Source organism: Campylobacter sp. FU_520 (assembly GCF_025772385.1).
Taxonomy (GTDB): Bacteria; Campylobacterota; Campylobacteria; order Campylobacterales; family Campylobacteraceae; genus Campylobacter_D; species Campylobacter_D lari_C.
On the sequence record NZ_JAKMRZ010000014.1, the window covers coordinates 13,703 to 30,659 of the forward strand.

22 protein-coding genes and 1 pseudogene are annotated in these 16,957 nt (G+C 30.1%); 20 read left to right on the forward strand and 3 right to left on the reverse strand.

The window, feature by feature from the left end; translation table 11 throughout:
* Positions 1-3 precede the first annotated feature (3 nt).
* From L8W55_RS06190 to recO, 20 genes are all read left to right on the forward strand, one after another.
* On the forward strand, positions 4-855 hold the full coding sequence (locus L8W55_RS06190; protein WP_263677856.1) for a ParB/RepB/Spo0J family partition protein: 852 nt from the start codon (positions 4-6) through the stop codon (positions 853-855).
* 63 nt (positions 856-918) lie between these two features.
* Positions 919-1,344 (forward strand): FoF1 ATP synthase subunit B', encoded by a 426-nt coding sequence (locus L8W55_RS06195; protein WP_263674840.1) that lies wholly within the window; start codon positions 919-921, stop codon positions 1,342-1,344.
* Between the two features lie 9 nt (positions 1,345-1,353).
* Positions 1,354-1,866 carry a F0F1 ATP synthase subunit B gene (locus tag L8W55_RS06200; RefSeq protein ID WP_263677858.1) on the forward strand — a complete coding sequence of 171 codons (513 nt, stop codon included), beginning with the start codon at positions 1,354-1,356 and terminating at the stop codon, positions 1,864-1,866.
* The gene (locus L8W55_RS06205; RefSeq protein ID WP_257904678.1) at positions 1,866-2,387 is read left to right on the forward strand and encodes a F0F1 ATP synthase subunit delta; all 522 of its coding nucleotides are present in this window, start codon (positions 1,866-1,868) and stop codon (positions 2,385-2,387) included. The genes L8W55_RS06200 and L8W55_RS06205 overlap by 1 nt, the downstream gene beginning before the upstream one ends.
* A gap of 9 nt (positions 2,388-2,396) precedes the next feature.
* Positions 2,397-3,902: a F0F1 ATP synthase subunit alpha gene (atpA, locus tag L8W55_RS06210; protein WP_039617356.1), complete on the forward strand. Its 1,506-nt coding sequence runs from the start codon at positions 2,397-2,399 to the stop codon at positions 3,900-3,902.
* A gap of 9 nt (positions 3,903-3,911) precedes the next feature.
* Positions 3,912-4,796 (forward strand): ATP synthase F1 subunit gamma, encoded by an 885-nt coding sequence (gene atpG / locus L8W55_RS06215; RefSeq protein ID WP_263677860.1) that lies wholly within the window; start codon positions 3,912-3,914, stop codon positions 4,794-4,796.
* 14 nt (positions 4,797-4,810) lie between these two features.
* The gene (gene atpD, locus L8W55_RS06220; RefSeq protein ID WP_263677861.1) at positions 4,811-6,208 is read left to right on the forward strand and encodes a F0F1 ATP synthase subunit beta; all 1,398 of its coding nucleotides are present in this window, start codon (positions 4,811-4,813) and stop codon (positions 6,206-6,208) included.
* A 2-nt stretch (positions 6,209-6,210) separates the two neighbouring features.
* A complete protein-coding gene (gene atpC / locus L8W55_RS06225) occupies positions 6,211-6,603 on the forward strand; it encodes an ATP synthase F1 subunit epsilon (RefSeq protein WP_039625212.1) in 393 nt (130 codons plus the stop codon).
* Entirely contained in the window at positions 6,603-7,163 is a 561-nt protein-coding gene (locus L8W55_RS06230; RefSeq protein ID WP_039617360.1) for a MotA/TolQ/ExbB proton channel family protein, read from the forward strand. The genes atpC and L8W55_RS06230 overlap by 1 nt, the downstream gene beginning before the upstream one ends.
* A 3-nt stretch (positions 7,164-7,166) precedes the next feature.
* Positions 7,167-7,553, forward strand: a complete 387-nt coding sequence (locus L8W55_RS06235) for an ExbD/TolR family protein (protein WP_263674844.1) — start codon at positions 7,167-7,169, stop codon at positions 7,551-7,553.
* A gap of 3 nt (positions 7,554-7,556) precedes the next feature.
* A complete protein-coding gene (locus L8W55_RS06240) occupies positions 7,557-8,336 on the forward strand; it encodes a TonB C-terminal domain-containing protein (protein WP_263677862.1) in 780 nt (259 codons plus the stop codon).
* A complete protein-coding gene (tolB, locus tag L8W55_RS06245; RefSeq protein ID WP_263677863.1) occupies positions 8,333-9,532 on the forward strand; it encodes a Tol-Pal system protein TolB in 1,200 nt (399 codons plus the stop codon). The genes L8W55_RS06240 and tolB overlap by 4 nt, the downstream gene beginning before the upstream one ends.
* A 69-nt stretch (positions 9,533-9,601) precedes the next feature.
* Entirely contained in the window at positions 9,602-10,087 is a 486-nt protein-coding gene (gene pal / locus L8W55_RS06250) for a peptidoglycan-associated lipoprotein Pal (protein WP_214135612.1), read from the forward strand.
* 11 nt (positions 10,088-10,098) lie between these two features.
* Positions 10,099-11,088 (forward strand): tetratricopeptide repeat protein, encoded by a 990-nt coding sequence (locus L8W55_RS06255; protein ID WP_263677864.1) that lies wholly within the window; start codon positions 10,099-10,101, stop codon positions 11,086-11,088.
* Positions 11,089-11,102: 14 nt separating this feature from the next.
* A complete protein-coding gene (locus L8W55_RS06260; RefSeq protein WP_039617371.1) occupies positions 11,103-11,687 on the forward strand; it encodes an FKBP-type peptidyl-prolyl cis-trans isomerase in 585 nt (194 codons plus the stop codon).
* Complete coding sequence (gene fabD, locus L8W55_RS06265) at positions 11,687-12,607, forward strand: ACP S-malonyltransferase (RefSeq protein ID WP_263677865.1); 921 nt, start codon at positions 11,687-11,689, stop codon at positions 12,605-12,607. The genes L8W55_RS06260 and fabD overlap by 1 nt, the downstream gene beginning before the upstream one ends.
* Positions 12,604-13,290 carry a 5'-methylthioadenosine/adenosylhomocysteine nucleosidase gene (locus L8W55_RS06270; protein WP_263677866.1) on the forward strand — a complete coding sequence of 229 codons (687 nt, stop codon included), beginning with the start codon at positions 12,604-12,606 and terminating at the stop codon, positions 13,288-13,290. The genes fabD and L8W55_RS06270 overlap by 4 nt, the downstream gene beginning before the upstream one ends.
* Complete coding sequence (locus tag L8W55_RS06275; RefSeq protein ID WP_047207926.1) at positions 13,287-14,048, forward strand: ATP-binding protein; 762 nt, start codon at positions 13,287-13,289, stop codon at positions 14,046-14,048. Before L8W55_RS06270 ends, L8W55_RS06275 begins: the two co-directional genes overlap by 4 nt.
* Positions 14,041-14,553 carry a cysteine hydrolase family protein gene (locus L8W55_RS06280; RefSeq protein ID WP_263677871.1) on the forward strand — a complete coding sequence of 171 codons (513 nt, stop codon included), beginning with the start codon at positions 14,041-14,043 and terminating at the stop codon, positions 14,551-14,553. Before L8W55_RS06275 ends, L8W55_RS06280 begins: the two co-directional genes overlap by 8 nt.
* Before the next feature lies 1 nt (position 14,554).
* Positions 14,555-15,169 carry a recombination protein RecO gene (gene recO, locus L8W55_RS06285; protein WP_263677872.1) on the forward strand — a complete coding sequence of 205 codons (615 nt, stop codon included), beginning with the start codon at positions 14,555-14,557 and terminating at the stop codon, positions 15,167-15,169.
* Here the strand turns inward: recO and L8W55_RS06290 are convergent.
* The 3 genes and pseudogenes from L8W55_RS06290 to L8W55_RS06300 form a co-directional block, all read right to left on the reverse strand.
* Complete coding sequence (locus tag L8W55_RS06290; RefSeq protein WP_263677874.1) at positions 15,153-15,473, reverse strand: hypothetical protein; 321 nt, start codon at positions 15,471-15,473, stop codon at positions 15,153-15,155. The genes recO and L8W55_RS06290 overlap by 17 nt on opposite strands.
* A 61-nt stretch (positions 15,474-15,534) precedes the next feature.
* A complete protein-coding gene (locus L8W55_RS06295; protein WP_263677875.1) occupies positions 15,535-16,461 on the reverse strand; it encodes a tRNA dihydrouridine synthase in 927 nt (308 codons plus the stop codon).
* A pseudogene (locus tag L8W55_RS06300) lies at positions 16,458-16,957 on the reverse strand (hypothetical protein); the annotation flags it as partial. The pseudogene L8W55_RS06300 and the gene L8W55_RS06295, both read right to left, overlap by 4 nt.

The following is a 16,957-nucleotide window of genomic DNA, read 5'->3' on the forward strand; positions in this document are numbered from 1 at the left end:
AAAATGGCAAAAAAAAGTGCATTAGGAAGAGGTTTAAGCAGTATTTTGGCTGATATTGATGAGGTTTATGAAAAAGAATTAGGCTCTAATGAAGGCAGAATAGAAGAAATTGATATAGATTTAATTAGCCCAAACCCTTATCAACCAAGAAAAAATTTTGATACCCAAGCTTTAGAAGAACTTGCAGGTTCTATTAAAGAATATGGTTTGATTCAGCCTGTTGTGGTTTTTAAAAAAGATGAATTTGATTTTATTTTGATAGCAGGTGAGAGAAGATTTAGAGCATGTAAGCTTTTAGAAAAAGAACAGATTAAGGCTGTAGTTTTAAATGTAGATGATATAAAATTACGTGAGCTTGCCTTAATAGAAAATATTCAAAGAGAGAATTTAAATCCTATAGAATTAGCACATTCTTACAAAGAATTATTAGAAATTCATGATATTACTCAAGAAAAATTAGCAGATCTTATCCATAAATCAAGACCTCAAATTGCTAATACCTTAAGACTTTTAAATTTAAATGAGCAAACGCAAAATTTCATTGTAGAGGGTAAAATTTCGCAAGGTCATGCAAAGGTTTTAGTGGGGCTTGAAAAAGAAGAAGAAAAAATGATAGTTGATACTATCATAGGACAAAAACTTAATGTAAGAGATACTGAAAAACTAATTAAAAATTTTAAAAATACAAATCAATTAGAAAAAAACACAATTTCAAATAAACAATATCAATCTATAATAAATTTAAAAGAAAAAATTGAATCTTTAGGCTTGAAAGTAAATACAAAAGATTTAAAAATTACTATAAATTTTGAAAATGAAGATGAGGTTAGGGAATTTCTAAAGACATTAAATTAAATATGTTTTTAGGTATGTTTTGCTATAATTTCGCGTTTTATTTAGATTTATTTAGGAGTATTAATGTTTAATGATGTACATTTTTCCATCATGATAGCCACCGGTGTCATTTTTTTGCTTATGATAGCGATTTTAAATTCTATGCTCTATAAACCTTTGATTAAATTTATGGATTCTAGGGATTTAACTATAAAAAATGATGAAGAAAAAATGAAAAAAAATTCTGATGATGTTTCAAATGTAGAAAGTGAATTAGAAAAAATTCATATTCAAACAAGAGATGAAATCAATCAAATTAAATCAAAAGCAATAGAAGAAGCTAAATTAAAACAAGAAAAAGAATTATCAACAAAAAAAAGAGAATTAGAAGATCAAATGCTTGTTTTTCTTAAAAGTTTAAGAGAAAAAGAAAAAGAGTTAAAAGAAGAAATGCGTTTAAAAATGCCAGAATTTAAACAAAGCTTTAAAGATAGCTTGAGTAAAATTTAAGGAAGATAAATGTTAAAAAAAATTACGTTATTGTCGGTACTTCCTTTTTATGCTTTTGCAGCAGGTAATGGAAGTGGTGAATACGATATCATTCCAAGAGCGGTTAATTTTGTTTTATTTGCCGCTATTTTGTACTATTTTATTGCAACCCCTTTGAAAAATTTTTACAATGGTAGAATTGCAAAAATTGCTTCTAGAATGAATGAAATTCAAGAAAAGCTTATTGCGAGCAAAAATCATAAATTAGAAATGATGAAAAAACTAGACTTAGCTAAACAAGAAGCAATCAATGCAGTAGCTCTTGCAAAAAAAGAGGCGGAAATTATCACAGATAAAATAGAAGCTGAAACAAAAATGGAAATTAAGGCTTTAGAAAAAACTTATGAAGAACATAAAGAATACGAAATAAGAAGAATGGAAAAAGAAGTTGTGCAAGCGGTTTTAGAAGAGATTTTTGAAGATCAAAATTTACAACTTCAGCAAAAAGAAATTCTAAATATCATGATGAAAAAGGTGTCTTGATGGAAAGTGTGATTGCAAAAACCTATGCAAAGGCGATATTAGAAAGAAATGATTTTGAAGATTTTTATTCTAATTTATTAGAGTTAAGTTCAGCTTTTGCATCTAATAAATTTATAGATGTTTTAAATTCTTATGAGATAAAACAAGGAAAAAAACTAGAATTTATACTTTCTTTATTAGATAATCCAAGTGATGCTTTTAAAAATTTTATAAATTTAATCGTAGATAATAAAAGGGAGATGTTGATCCCAGAAATCACTAAAGAATTGAGTGAGCAAAAAGCATTAAAAGAAAATACATTCTTAGGGCAAGTTTATTCAAAAGAACAATTAAGTGCAGAAGAAATTAAAAATTTAGAAGAAAAACTTAGTACTAAGTTTAATGCAAAAATTAGATTAGATAGTAAAATAAGTGATAATGACAGTGTGAAGATTAGCTTAGATGGTCTTGGTTATGAAATTTCATTTTCAATGCAAAGCTTAAAAGCTAAAATGAATGAATATATATTAAAAGCAATTTAAGGAGATTTGATGAAATTTAAAGCAGATGAAATTAGTTCTATTATAAAAGAAAGAATTGAAAAATTTGACTTTAATCTTGAAATAGAAGAAACAGGTAAAATTATTTCAGTTGCTGATGGTGTTGCTAAGGTTTATGGTCTTAAGAATGCCATGGCCGGAGAGATGGTTGAATTTGAAAATGGCGAAAAAGGAATGGTGCTTAACCTTGAAGAATCAAGCGTTGGTATTGTTATCTTAGGAAAAGGTCTTGGCCTTAAAGAAGGAAGTTCTGTAAAAAGACTAAAAAAACTTCTAAAAGTTCCGGTAGGCGATGCGTTGATAGGACGTGTTGTAAATGCTTTGGGTGAGCCAATTGATGCTAAAGGTGTGATTGAAGCAAGTGAATATCGCTTTGTGGAAGAGAAGGCAAAAGGTATTATGGCTAGAAAAAGCGTTCATGAACCACTACACACAGGTATTAAAGCAATTGATGCTTTAGTTCCAATTGGTAGAGGACAAAGAGAGCTAATTATCGGTGATAGACAAACAGGTAAAACAACTGTTGCAATTGACACTATCATTAGTCAAAAAGGTAAAGATGTTATTTGTATTTATGTTGCAATTGGCCAAAAACAAAGCACGGTTGCTCAAGTGGTTAAAAAGCTTGAAGAATACGGTGCAATGGATTATAGTATAGTAGTAAATGCAGGTGCTTCTGATCCTGCTGCATTGCAATACCTTGCTCCATATACAGGTGTAACTATGGGTGAATATTTTAGAGATAACTCAAGACACGCATTGATTGTTTATGATGATTTAAGCAAGCATGCTGTTGCGTATCGTGAGATGTCTTTGATCTTACGTCGTCCTCCAGGTCGTGAAGCTTATCCAGGGGATGTATTTTATTTACATTCAAGATTGCTTGAAAGAGCAAGTAAGTTAAGCGATGAGCTTGGCGCAGGAAGCTTGACTGCATTACCTATTATTGAAACTCAAGCGGGCGATGTTTCAGCTTATATTCCAACTAACGTTATTTCAATTACTGATGGGCAAATTTTCTTGGAAACAGATTTATTTAACTCAGGTATTCGTCCTGCGATTAATGTTGGTCTATCTGTATCTCGTGTTGGTGGCGCTGCGCAAATTAAAGCAACAAAACAAGTTTCAGGTACATTAAGACTTGATTTAGCTCAATATAGAGAGTTGCAAGCTTTTGCGCAATTTGCAAGTGATTTGGATGAAGCAAGTAGAAAGCAACTTGAACGCGGACAAAGGATGGTTGAAGTTCTAAAACAACCACCATATTCTCCGCTTTCAGCTGAAAATCAAGTAGTGATGATTTATGCAGGAACTAAAGGATATTTAGATGATATAGCAGTTTCTAAAATTGGAGAATTTGAAGCAGCTTTATATCCATTTATTGAAGCTAAATATCCAGAAATTTTTGAGCAAATTAGAACCAAAAAGGCTTTAGATAAAGATTTAGAAGAAAAATTAGCTAAAGCATTGAGTGAGTTTAAAGCAAACCACATATAAGGTTTTTAAATGTCTAATTTAAAAGAAATTAAAAGAAAAATAAAAAGTGTTCATAATACACAAAAGACAACTAATGCCATGAAGCTTGTCTCTACTGCCAAATTAAGAAAGGCAGAAGAGGCAGCTAAAAAGTCAAAAGTTTTTGCTCAAAAAATTGATGAAGTTTTATCTGAAATTGCATTCAAGATTAATCAATATGAAGGACTTGATGATAAACTTCCGTTTTTTAGAAAAAAAGACAATATTGAGAAAATGGATATTATTTTCATTACTGCTGATAAAGGTTTATGCGGTGGTTTTAACATTAAAACCATTAAAACAGTAAATGAAATGCTTGAAGATTGTAAAGCAAAAAAAATCAAAGTAAGATTAAGAGCTATTGGTAAAACAGGTATAGAGTATTTTAATTTTCAAAATATTGAAATTTTAGAAAAATATTTAGATACAAGCTCTAGTCCTGACTATGAAAAAGCATGTGCTATTATACAAAGTGCAGTAGATGATTTTATAAATGAAGTAACCGATAAGGTTGTAATTGTACATAATGGCTATAAAAATATGATTTCTCAAGAAATTCGTATTAATGAATTATTGCCAGTGCAAGCTATTGCAAGTAAAGAAGAACAAGAATCACAGTCTTTAATGGACTTAGAGCCAGAAGATGAAGAAATCTTAAATGATTTATTAAAAACTTATTTTGAATATAATATGTATTTTTCTTTGGTTGATTCTTTGGCGGCTGAACATAGTGCAAGAATGCAGGCTATGGATAATGCAACCAATAATGCAAAAGCAAGAGTTAAACAGCTTAACTTAGCTTATAATAAAGCAAGACAAGAATCTATTACCACCGAATTGATAGAGATTATCAGCGGTGTTGAGTCAATGAAATAAATTTAGGAGTGATGATGCAAGGTTTTATTTCTCAAGTTTTAGGACCAGTGGTTGATGTTGAATTTAAAGAATATCTTCCACAAATTAATGAAGCTATTATTGTTAATTATGAATTAGAAGGAAAAGAATGTAAGCTAGTTCTTGAAGTAGCTGCACATTTAGGTGATAATAAAGTAAGAACTATTGCTATGGATATGACCGATGGTCTTGTTAGAGGTTTAACCGTAGAGGCAACTGGTAACCCAATCAGTGTTCCAGTGGGCGAAAAAGTTCTTGGAAGAATTTTTAATGTAACGGGTGATTTAATTGATGAGGGCGAAGAGATTAATTTTGATAAACATTGGTCAATTCACAGAGATCCTCCTCCATTTGAAGAGCAAAGCACAAAAAGCGAAATTTTTGAAACAGGTATTAAGGTGGTTGATTTGCTAGCTCCTTATGCTAAAGGTGGTAAAGTTGGTCTTTTTGGTGGTGCCGGTGTTGGTAAAACCGTTATTATTATGGAATTAATTCACAATGTTGCATTTAAACATAGTGGATATTCAGTTTTTGCAGGTGTTGGTGAAAGAACACGTGAGGGTAATGACCTTTATAATGAAATGAAGGAAAGTAACGTATTAGATAAAGTTGCACTGTGTTATGGTCAAATGAATGAACCACCAGGGGCAAGAAATCGTATTGCTTTAACAGGTCTTACTATGGCTGAGTATTTTAGAGATGAAATGGGACTTGATGTATTGATGTTTATTGATAATATCTTTAGATTTTCTCAATCAGGTTCAGAAATGTCAGCACTTTTAGGAAGAATTCCTTCAGCTGTTGGTTATCAACCAACTCTAGCTAGTGAAATGGGTAAATTTCAAGAAAGAATTACATCAACCAAAAAAGGCTCTATTACTTCAGTTCAAGCAGTTTATGTACCAGCAGATGACTTAACAGACCCTGCTCCTGCAACTGTTTTTGCGCACTTAGATGCAACTACGGTTTTAAATAGATCGATTGCTGAAAAAGGTATTTATCCAGCTGTTGATCCACTTGATTCTACTTCAAGAATGCTTGATCCGCAAATTATAGGTGAAGAGCATTATAAAGTAGCGCGTGGCGTACAATCAGTGCTTCAAAAATATAAAGATTTACAAGATATTATTGCTATTTTAGGTATGGATGAATTAAGTGAAGAAGATAAATTGATCGTTGAAAGAGCGAGAAAAATTGAAAAATTCCTATCTCAGCCATTCTTCGTTGCAGAAGTATTTACAGGAAGTCCTGGTAAATACATTAGTTTAGAAGATACGATAGCAGGCTTTAAAGGTATTTTAGAAGGAAAATACGACCATTTACCAGAAAATGCTTTCTATATGGTAGGTGGAATTGATGAAGTTATTGAAAAAGCAGAAAAACTTAAGGCTTAATAATGGATAATTTAATACATATAGAGGTGGTAACACCTCTTGGTATGATTTACAATGATAATGTAAAATCTATTGTTCTTCCTGGAAGTGAAGGTGAATTTGGTGTTTTAAAAGGACATGCATCTTTAATCTCTTCTTTAAAGGCAGGAATTATAGATATAGAAAAATCAGATTCAACTCATGAATTAGTTGCTATTGATTCAGGTCATGCAAAGGTGTCTGAAACTAAAGTAAGTGTTTTAGCAAAAGGTGCTGTATGGGTTGGTGGAAATAGCGATAGTGAAATAGCAAAAAGATTAGAAGAAGCAAAAGATTTGATTAAATCTATGAGTAGTGATAGCGTTGCTTTGGCTTCTACTTTTGCTAAGATGGATAATAATGTAAGGCAAAAATAGTGGATTTTCAAGCAATTTTTCATTTTTTTGAAAATACAAGCTTAATCACTTATATTGTATTAGCTTGGCTTTCAGTGTATTTTATACTTAGTTTTAGTATTTTATTTTCAAGATTAATGCTTATTAATAAATGGACTCAAAATGAAAGCCAAGCTTTAGAAGCTTTAATGAGAGGGGAAAAAGATTTAAGTCAAAGTGCGTCAATTTTAAAAAAATGTGTGGAAATTGATGAAACCAAAATGAATATTTATAAAAATTCTGTAGAAAAAAAAGCCACAATAGGATTAACGTGGCTTAGTATCATAGCTTCAACCTCTCCTTTTATAGGGCTTTTTGGTACAGTGATTTCTATACTTGAAACCTTTGGTGGTTTAGAAATGCAAAATTCTTTAAGCATTATTGCTCCTAAAATTAGTGAAGCTTTGGTGGCTACAGGTTGTGGGATTTTAGTGGCAATCCCTGCATATAGCTTTCATTTGATTATCAAACGCAAGGCTTATGAGTTGATTAATATCTTAGATAGCGAAATTAAGGTGCTGGTAAGTTCTATAAAGGCTTAATTTATGTTTTTAGAAGAAAAACCCGAATTAAATATTACACCTTTAGTTGATATTATGCTTGTGTTGCTTGCTATTTTGATGGTAACTGCACCAAGTATTACATATGAGGAAAAAGTGCAACTTCCTCAAGGTTCACAAAAAACTTCTAGTGCGCCAAATATTAAAAGTTTAATTGTAACAATTAACGCAAAGAAAGAAATTTTTATAGGAAAAGATAAATTTAATTTTGTAAGTTTTGCAGACAATATGAATGCTTTAAAAGTTCAATATAATACTCAAGAGACAGTTTTCATAAGAGCAGATAAGAATCTAAAATATGATGATGTAATGAGTGTTTTAAGAACAATGAAACATTTAGGTTTCCAAAAAGTTGCTTTGCAAACTGAGTAGAAAATGGAAGAAAATTCTATACACAATTTTAAATCCTTTATTTATGCAATTTTAGTTTATTTTTTTGTTGTTTTCTTAGTTTTTTTTAAATTAATTGAATATAAACCAAAAGCTATTGAATATACTGACGATCTTAATAGTTTTATTAATATAGAATTTGGAGATAGTATAAATCAAAATCAAGTAAATATGATACAAGAATTGCAAAAAGAAAATTTGCAAAGCTTATTTGAAGAAAATCTTTTACAAAAATATACCACTAACAAAAGTGTCAATACGCAAAATATAGAACAACAAGCAAGTGTTTTTAATGAGTTGTTTGGTAAAATAGAGGACTATCAAGAAGAAAAAACGACTAAAGTGCAATCTTCTATGCCTTCAAAGAAACCTACTTTTGCCCAAAGAGAAAAAATTAATGATTTTTCTAAGCAACTTAATGAAAATTTGCAAATTAATCAAGAATTAGGACAATCTGTTATAGAGCAAAAAGTAGGGGTTTATGATCAATTTTTAGGCGCTGTGAGAAAATACCTTGAAGATAGATGGAGAATTTACAATCCTAGCGGTAATTTAAGTATAGAGGTAGAATTTGTAATTGATAATAACGGCTATTTTTATTTACTAAGTGCTACTAGCGCACATAGTGATAATTTTGATAAAAAAGCAAAAGAATTTTTACAAAATTTAGAAGGAAAATACATAACTTTACCTCCAAATGGTAAAATAAGAAAAATCAAAATGCAACTTAGTGATATAATTGAGTTTAAAACGGAGAAACAATGAAAAAAATACTAGTATTTTTATTTTTTTGTTCAGTATTATTTGGACAAGATGCGACAATATCTGTTGTTAATAAAGGTATGCAATTGCCAAAAATTTATATTAAAGATCAGTCTAAATTGAATGATTTAGATCTTAAAAAAAGTTTTTACAATATGCTTGTTAATGATATAAAAGTAAGTTCAAATTTTGAGATAACTCAAGATGAAAAACAAGGTGATTATATTTTTTCTTATATATTAAATAAAAATGGCAAACTTTTAGATATCGATGTTGAAATTTTAGCTGCAAATGAAACTAAAACAAGATTTTATGAACAAATTCTATCTATTGAAGAGTATCCATTTTTGTCACATAGAAGTGTCGCTCAAATGAATAGAAAATTAGGTTTTGCACCGGTTGATTGGATGGATCATAAAATTTTAATAGCTAGAACCCAAGGTAATAAGCAAAGTGATATTTTATTAGCAGATTATACTTTAACTTACCAAAAAGTATTGATTTCAAAAGGTTTAAATTTGTTTCCTAAATGGGCAAATAAAGAGCAAAATGCATTTTATTTTACTGCTTATGAAGATGAGATTCCAACTCTTTATAAATATAACATGAAAAATAAAAACATAACAAAAATTATCGCTAGCAAAGGTATGATGGTTGCTTCTGATGTGAGTGATGATGGTAAAAAAATTTTACTTACCATGGCTCCAAAAGACCAACCTGATGTATATTTGTATGATGTAGATTCAAAAAATCTGACACAAATTACAAACTATATGGGTATTGATGTAAATGGCAATTTTGTTGATGGTGATAAAAAAATTGTATTTGTATCTGATCGTTTGGGTTATCCAAATATTTTTATGCAAAATTTAGATTCAAATTTAACAGAACAAGTTGTTTTTCATGGTAAAAACAATTCTTCGGTTTCTACTTATAAACACTATATGGTTTATTCTAGTAGAGAAGTAAATCAAAGTGGAGTTTTTAATCTTTATTTAATGTCTACTCAAAGTGATTATATAAGACAACTTACTGCAAATGGCAAAAATCTTTTTCCAAGATTTTCTAGTGATGGAGAAAGTGTTGTGTTTATTAAATATTTAGGTTCACAAAGTGCATTAGGAGTTATTAGAATTAATGCAAATAAAGCCTTTCATTATGGTTTAAAAGTAGGTAAAATTCAATCAATTGATTGGTAAAATATCAAAATAGCATTTTTTTTGTTATAATTAAATTATGATTTTTAAATAAATAAAAGGGGAAAAGCAATGAAAAAAATCATTTTTGCTTCAATTACTGCATTTGCTGTTATTGTAAGTGGTTGTGCTACAAAAAATACTAGTGTAAGTAGCTCAAGTAGTGTAGATGGTTCAAAAGGTAGCGGTGGTTCTGATAGATTTGAAAATCTTGAATCCTTAAATTCTGTAGCAAATGTATATTTTGACTTTGATAAATTTAATGTTAGAAAAGATATGCAAAAAGTTATTGCAAACAATGCTGAAATTTTTAACAAAGAAGCTGCTAATGCTGCAATCGTGGTTGAAGGAAACTGCGATGAGTGGGGAACTGATGAGTATAATCAAGCTTTAGGTTTAAAAAGAGCTAAAGCGGTAAAAGAATCTTTAGTGGCTCAAGGTGTTAGCGCAGATAGAATTAGCGTAAAAAGCTATGGAGAAACTAATCCTGTATGTACTGAAAGAACAAAAGCTTGCGATGCTCAAAATCGCCGTGCAGAATTTAAATTATCAAAATAAGTTTTAAATAAATGAAATTAAAATTATTATCAGTAGCTCTTTTAGGAGCTACTTTTTTACACGCTGAAATTTCAGCATTTGATGCAGGAAAAGTAGATACAAAAACACCTTATGGTTTAACTCAAAATGAAAAATTACAATATGAAAATCAAGAACGCTTAAAAGCTTTAAATGAATATTATACAAATTTAACAAGTAAAATAAATACAGCCATAGAAAACATAGAAGGCTTGCAAAGTGTAACTGAAGGCTTAAATGCTCAGTATTCAAAAGCTAATACAAAATTGCTTTCGTTGGAAGAAAACTATCAAAATTTTGATGCAAATATTACTCAAGAAATTCAAAATTTAAGAGCTTATGTTGAAGAGAATAGACAAATTCAAGAAAAAAATCATCAAGAGATTCAAAAAGTTTTAAGCGAAATTACAACTTTGATTAATAAAATTAATGATGATTATATCTCAAAAGAAGATATGAATAAAACTATAACTTTCTTTCAATCTGAAATAGCTAGAGTGCAAAATCAGACAAAAGTAACCCCTGTCGTTCCTATTGTAAGTGATGATAATAAAACCCAAGAAATCATTCAAGATGCAAATGAAACTCAAGATGAAGTGATTGAAGTAAAAGATGATAGCTGGAAAAAATTGCAATCTAGTGAAATTTTGAAAAAAGCGATAGATGAAACTAATAAAAATCAATTTGAAGATGCAAAAGAAAAATTTGAACATCTAATAAGTATTCACTATAAACCTGCTAGATCTACTTTTTGGCTTGGAGAGATAAGATATAAACAGCAAGATTACGCAGGTGCTTTGGGATTTTATAAGAAAAGCTCTGCTATAAGCACTAAAGGTGATTATGTGCCAAAATTGCTTTATCATACAGCTATTAGCTTAGATAAGGTTGGAGATCCAAAAAGTGCTAATAAATTTTATAAAGCTTTAAAGACAGCTTATCCTGATAGTCCTGAAGCAAAAGTTTCACCAGATAGAAAATAACAAAGGAGAGAAAAATGGCTATAGAAAAAAATAGTGTAGTTTCAATGTTTTATGAGTTAAAAGATGCAAATACCAATGAAGTTTTAGAATCAAATATTTATGCTGAACCTATTTCTTTTATTTTGGGCAAGGGTCAAATTTTAGAAGGATTAGAGGAAGAAATTCAAAAGCTTAATGCCCCATGTAATGCTGATATTGTGATAAAAAAAGAAAATGCTTTAGGTGAATATGATGCGAATGCTTTGCAAACTTTACCAAAAGAGCAGTTTGCGGGGATTGATTTACAAGTTGGTATGGAGCTTTTTGGCGAAGGTGAAGATGGTAATACAGTAAGAGTAATTGTTAGAGAAATTACTGAAAATGAAGTTACTATTGATTACAATCATGCTTATGCAGGAAAAGACTTGTTGTTTTCAATCAATATCGTAGATGTTAGAGCTGCAAGTGAAGATGAAATTTTAACAGGAATTATTGCAGGCAGTAGAAGTTGTGGATGTGGTGGTGGAGGACATCACCATGATCATCATCACGGACATGGCGGTGGCGGATGTTGTGGAGGCCATGGCCATGGTGGCGGTGGCTGCTGCGGTGGTCATTAATGAATAGTACATTTATTTTCCCAGGTCAAGGCTCTCAGAGTGTTGGCATGGGTTTGAGTTTTTATGATAATTCTAAAAAAGCAAAAGAATTATTAGATAATGCTAGTGATTTTTGTAAAATTGATTTTAAAAATTTGCTTTTTAAAGAAAATGAAAATTTAAACAAAAGCGAATTTACGCAAATGGCTATAGTACTAAACTCGCTAATGGCCTATGAAGCTTTAAAAGAGCAAGTTAATATGGAAGCTAAGTATAGCTTGGGTCATTCATTAGGAGAATTTAGTGCTTTGGCAACTCAAGGTGCATTTGACTTTTTAGATGTAATAGCGCTTGTTAATAAACGCGGTAAGTTTATGCAAGAAGATTGCTCTAAAATCGAAGCTGGTATGATGGTGGTTTTAGGGCTTGAAGATAAAGTGGTAGAAGAACTTTGTCAAAAGGCATTAAGTAAAGAAAAAAGTATTTTTGCTGCTAATTATAATTGTGATGGGCAAATTGTAGTAGCAGGTTTAAAGCCTGATTTGGCTTCTTATGAGAGTGAGTTTAAAAATGCAGGAGCTAAAAGAGCTATGCTTTTGAATATGAGTGTTGCAAGCCATTGTCCATTATTAAAAAATGCGTCTTTGAAACTTACAAAAGAATTAGAACCTATTTTAAAAGAGAGTTTTAAAAGCGTAGTATCAAATGTCAATGCAAAAGTGTATAATGATAAAAAACAAGCCCTAACGCTTTTAAGCGAGCAACTTATTAAGCCTGTTCTTTATAAACAAAGCATTAAGGCAATAGATGAAGAAGTGGATTTTTATATAGAATTTGGTGCGAGCGTGTTAAAGGGCTTAAATAAAAAAATCACTCAAAAAGAAACTTATGCCTTAAGTAAAATAGAAGATATTGATGAAATTTTAAAGGTAATTAAATGAAAATAGCTATTTTAGGAGCTATGCCTGAAGAGGTTACTCCTTTACTAGAAACATTAAAAGAGTATCAAGCAATAGAATATGCAAATAATACTTATTATCTTGCAAAATATAAAAATCATGAATTAATAATCGCTTATTCTAAGATAGGGAAAGTCAATTCCACTCTTAGTGCGGCTATTATGATAGAAAAATTTAAAGCCGAGCTTTTACTCTTTACAGGTGTAGCCGGTGCTTTTAATCCTAGTTTGGAAATAGGGGATTTAATCTATGCTACAAAGTTAGCTCAATATGATTTAGATATTACAGCTTTTGGGCATCCACTTGGTTATGTTCCAGGCAATGAAATTTTTATAAAAACAGATGATAAGCTAAATAATCTTGCTATAGAGGTTGCTAAAGAGCTTGGTGTTAAATTACAATCAGGTATTATCGCTACGGGCGATGAGTTTATTTGCGATGAGAATAAAAAAGCAAAAATTAGAGAGATTTTCAATGCAGATGCTTGTGAAATGGAAGGAGCCAGTGTAGCTTTGGTGTGCGATGCTTTAAAAATTCCATGTTTGATTTTAAGATCAATGAGTGATAAAGCAGGTGAAAAGGCTGAATTTGACTTTGATGAGTTTGTAGAAAAATCTGCTAAAATTTCGGCTAATTTTGTCTTAAAAATTTGTGAGAAATTATGATAAATCTTAGTAAAAAACTAATCAGAGAAGTTGCAAAGGCAAACGCTAAGTTTTCCTTAATAGGAGATAATGACAAAGTTTTATTAGGACTTAGTGGTGGGAAAGACTCTCTAGCTTTGGCACATCTTTTAAAGCGTATGCAAGCACACGCGCCTTTTAAATTTGAACTTAAAGCAGTAACTTTAAGCTATGGTATGGGTGAAGATTATACCAAACTTCATAATCACTGCAAAGAACATGGTATTGACCATGAAGTGATTGATTCTAATATTTATGAAATTTCAGGTGATACTATTAGAAAAAATTCAAGCTTTTGTAGCTATTTTTCAAGAATGAGACGCGGTGCTTTATATACTTATGCTTTGGAAAATGGTTTTAATAAACTAGCTATAGCTCATCATTTAGACGATGCAGTGGAAAGTTTTTTTATGAATTTTATTTATAATGGTGCTCTTAGAAGTTTAGCTCCAAAATATAAAAGTAAAAGAGGTGTAGAGGTTATTCGACCTTTGATTTTTGTAAGAGAAAGACAACTAAGAGAAAATGCTATTAATAATGAATTAGAAGTTATTGGTAATGAATTTTGTCCTGGTATGAAATTAAGTGAAAAAAATGTAAAATTTCCTCATGCTAGAGAAGAAGCTAAACAGCTTTTAGCAAATTTAGAAAAAGAAAATCCAAAATTATTTACAAGCTTAAAAACTGCATTTGAAAATATCCACACGGATAGTTTTTTCATGGTTAAGGATAATGACTAAACTTTTAGTTGTTGTTGATTATCAAAATGATTTTATCGATGGTAGCTTAGGTTTTGAAAAAGCTACCAAGATAAAAGATAATATTCTTACTCTTTTAAAAAATCATCAAGGTGATATTGTTTTTACTTTTGATACGCATGATGAGAATTATTTAAAAACCCAAGAAGGAAAAAATTTACCTATTTATCATTGCATTAAAGATACTTTGGGTTGGCAAATGCCAAGTGATTTTGATATGTATTTAAAAAATGCAAAAAAAATCTTTTATAAGAATGCTTTTGGTAGTTTAGAATTGGCTAATTTTTTAAAACAAAATCATTATGAAAGTATAGAATTTTGTGGTTTGGTTTCGCATATTTGTGTATTTAGTAATATTATTTTAGCTCAAAGCGCTAGCATCAACTCAAAAATTATATTGCATAAAAATGCAACAGCAAGCTTTAGTAAGTCTTTGGAAAATAGTGCTTATGAAATTTTGCAAGCTTATGGCGTAGAACTTTTATAAAATGCAAGGTTTTATCTTACACACTCAGAGTGTAAAAGATGAGGACTTAATCGTTTATCTTTTAAGTGCTAAAAGAATTATTAAAAGTTATAGATTTTACGGAATGAGACATTCTAATATTTTAAGTGGATATAAGATTGATTTTGAGCTTGAAGAAAGTTCGAGGTTTTTACCACGCTTAAAAGATGTTTTGCATATTGGTTTTTCTTGGATTTTAGACAGAGAGAGAATGTTTTTTTGGCAAGAGTTTATTAGGCTTTTTTATTGGCATTTAAAAGATGTTGAGGAAATTGATAGTTTTTATTTTGAGCTTTTAGAAGATTGTGTTAAACGTTTTGAAAAACAAGATTGCAAGCGTGTGATTGTGGATGCTTACTTAAAGATTTTAAGTTTTGAAGGACGTTTGCATAAAAGCTTTGTGTGTTTTTATTGTGATGAATATATACAAAAAAACGTTGTGTTAGTAAGAGCTTTTTTACCTGCACATAAAAAATGTGCTTTTGGTTATGAGTTTAAAACTGAAGATCTTGCAAAGTTTTATGAAAATTTTAATTCATCGCATTTTAGCGATGAATATATTGATAATTTATATAAAATCATTAAAGAGGGTTTTTAAGGGTAATATCATACATCATAATAGCCTCTTGTCTTAATTTTGCGATGATATTTGCACTATCAATATGTGTATTTTTTATAATAGCTTTCTTGCTATTTTTAATATCTTCAAGCAAATTTCCAAGTTGTTTTTGAGAACTTTGTAGGCAAGTGCTTATACATTTTGGTTGTGTTTGTTGTAAAACTTGCTCGAAATTTAAACTTTGATTGTTAAGCTTTGAAGCATGTGCTGCTAAATTGTTTGCACTTGTTCTAATGCCACCTAATGCTTTGTAAATCCCTTTTGAATTGATATGAGCTGCCATGAACCTTCCTTGTTTTATGGTATCTCTTCATTCATATTGCTTAGAAATTTACAAGCAAAAATCATTCCTTATTGAAAAATTCTTGAATATATTTTCGCATAATATCTGCATCATTAATACGATTAACACAATCTCTAAAATTAGAAGCATCTTCATAACCTTTAGAATATTCATGCAAGTGTTTTCTAAAGATGCTTATACCTTGTTCTTTATAATGCTTTAACATTTCTTCAAAATGCGCGAATATGATTTTATTTTTCATAGCTTTTTCTATTTTTTTGCCAGTTTTTATCTCATAAAATATCCAAGGTTTTCCTATGCTTGCACGCCCTATCATCAAAGCATCACAATTTGTAATTTCAAATACTTCTTTAGCATTTTCTGTGCTAATATCACCATTTGCTACTAAAGGAATTTTGATATTTTCTTTGGCTAAAGCTATGGCTTCATAATCAGCATTTCCACTATACATTTGTTTTCTAGTGCGACCATGCATACTGATAAAATCTACTCCAGCATTTTCACACGCTTTAGCAATGGCAATGGGATCTTTTTTATCAAACCCCAACCTTACTTTAACACTAGTTAATTTTTTATTGCTTGTTTTTTTGATAAGTTCTAAAATTCTTTGCAATTTATCAAGATCTTGCAAAAGAGCACTACCTGCGCATTGTTTTATAACTTTATTTACAGGACAACCGCAATTAAAATCAATTCCATCTATAAAATCAAAACGATTTAGTATTTCTACCGCCCTTTGAATAACATTCTCATCTGAGCCTGCAATTTGAACTATGTAAGGATTTTCAAGCTCAGCTTTTTCTAGCATTTTAAGAGTTTTTGAGCTCTCATATACTAAGGCATTAGAACTTATCATTTCACTAATGGTTACATCAGCCCCAAATTGTTTGACTAAATTTCTCAAAGGCAAGTCTGAAAAACCTGCCATAGGGGCTAAAAATAAAGGTTTTTTGCTAAAATCTATCATTGTATTAATTTTTCAAGTTCTATTTTTTTATTATGTTCTCTTAAAAAGAGCAAGAGTCTAAAGTCTTTATGCTCATTTTGATCATTTCCTAATTCATTAAGTAATTCATCATACATACCAAATTCTGCTAAAGTATAAAGATAAGCTCTTAAAGCTTGAGAATGATTATCTTTTAATTTTTTCAATAAAGCAATTAACACTTGAGGTTCTATTTTTTTGCAAAGTATTTTAGCACAGCGTAAATATGACTTATCATCTAAGGTATTCATACTAAGTAAAACTTCGATTTCAGCATGATTTAATTCTAAATTTTCTTTTTCAAATCTATCTAAAAGTAATAAAATATCATCTTGGTTTTTTTGAGCTTTTAGTGTTTTAATTTGAATATATGGCGCATTTTCTAATACCATTTTATAAGCAAAAATTTCTAGCTCACCTGCTAAGGTATCTTTGTTTTTGATAAAAGAAAAAGCATAATTGCTATCATTTTGAAAGT

Coding starts and splice junctions, on each gene's coding strand:
- L8W55_RS06190 (WP_263677856.1), top strand. CDS start 4: ATGGCAAAAAAAAGTGCATTAGGAAGAGGTTTAAGCAGTATTTTGGCT.
- L8W55_RS06195 (WP_263674840.1), top strand. CDS start 919: ATGTTTAATGATGTACATTTTTCCATCATGATAGCCACCGGTGTCATT.
- L8W55_RS06200 (WP_263677858.1), top strand. CDS start 1,354: ATGTTAAAAAAAATTACGTTATTGTCGGTACTTCCTTTTTATGCTTTT.
- L8W55_RS06205 (WP_257904678.1), top strand. CDS start 1,866: ATGGAAAGTGTGATTGCAAAAACCTATGCAAAGGCGATATTAGAAAGA.
- atpA (WP_039617356.1), top strand. CDS start 2,397: ATGAAATTTAAAGCAGATGAAATTAGTTCTATTATAAAAGAAAGAATT.
- atpG (WP_263677860.1), top strand. CDS start 3,912: ATGTCTAATTTAAAAGAAATTAAAAGAAAAATAAAAAGTGTTCATAAT.
- atpD (WP_263677861.1), top strand. CDS start 4,811: ATGCAAGGTTTTATTTCTCAAGTTTTAGGACCAGTGGTTGATGTTGAA.
- atpC (WP_039625212.1), top strand. CDS start 6,211: ATGGATAATTTAATACATATAGAGGTGGTAACACCTCTTGGTATGATT.
- L8W55_RS06235 (WP_263674844.1), top strand. CDS start 7,167: ATGTTTTTAGAAGAAAAACCCGAATTAAATATTACACCTTTAGTTGAT.
- L8W55_RS06240 (WP_263677862.1), top strand. CDS start 7,557: ATGGAAGAAAATTCTATACACAATTTTAAATCCTTTATTTATGCAATT.
- tolB (WP_263677863.1), top strand. CDS start 8,333: ATGAAAAAAATACTAGTATTTTTATTTTTTTGTTCAGTATTATTTGGA.
- pal (WP_214135612.1), top strand. CDS start 9,602: ATGAAAAAAATCATTTTTGCTTCAATTACTGCATTTGCTGTTATTGTA.
- L8W55_RS06255 (WP_263677864.1), top strand. CDS start 10,099: ATGAAATTAAAATTATTATCAGTAGCTCTTTTAGGAGCTACTTTTTTA.
- L8W55_RS06260 (WP_039617371.1), top strand. CDS start 11,103: ATGGCTATAGAAAAAAATAGTGTAGTTTCAATGTTTTATGAGTTAAAA.
- fabD (WP_263677865.1), top strand. CDS start 11,687: ATGAATAGTACATTTATTTTCCCAGGTCAAGGCTCTCAGAGTGTTGGC.
- L8W55_RS06270 (WP_263677866.1), top strand. CDS start 12,604: ATGAAAATAGCTATTTTAGGAGCTATGCCTGAAGAGGTTACTCCTTTA.
- L8W55_RS06275 (WP_047207926.1), top strand. CDS start 13,287: ATGATAAATCTTAGTAAAAAACTAATCAGAGAAGTTGCAAAGGCAAAC.
- L8W55_RS06280 (WP_263677871.1), top strand. CDS start 14,041: ATGACTAAACTTTTAGTTGTTGTTGATTATCAAAATGATTTTATCGAT.
- recO (WP_263677872.1), top strand. CDS start 14,555: ATGCAAGGTTTTATCTTACACACTCAGAGTGTAAAAGATGAGGACTTA.
- L8W55_RS06290 (WP_263677874.1), bottom strand. CDS start 15,473: ATGGCAGCTCATATCAATTCAAAAGGGATTTACAAAGCATTAGGTGGC.
- L8W55_RS06295 (WP_263677875.1), bottom strand. CDS start 16,461: ATGATAGATTTTAGCAAAAAACCTTTATTTTTAGCCCCTATGGCAGGT.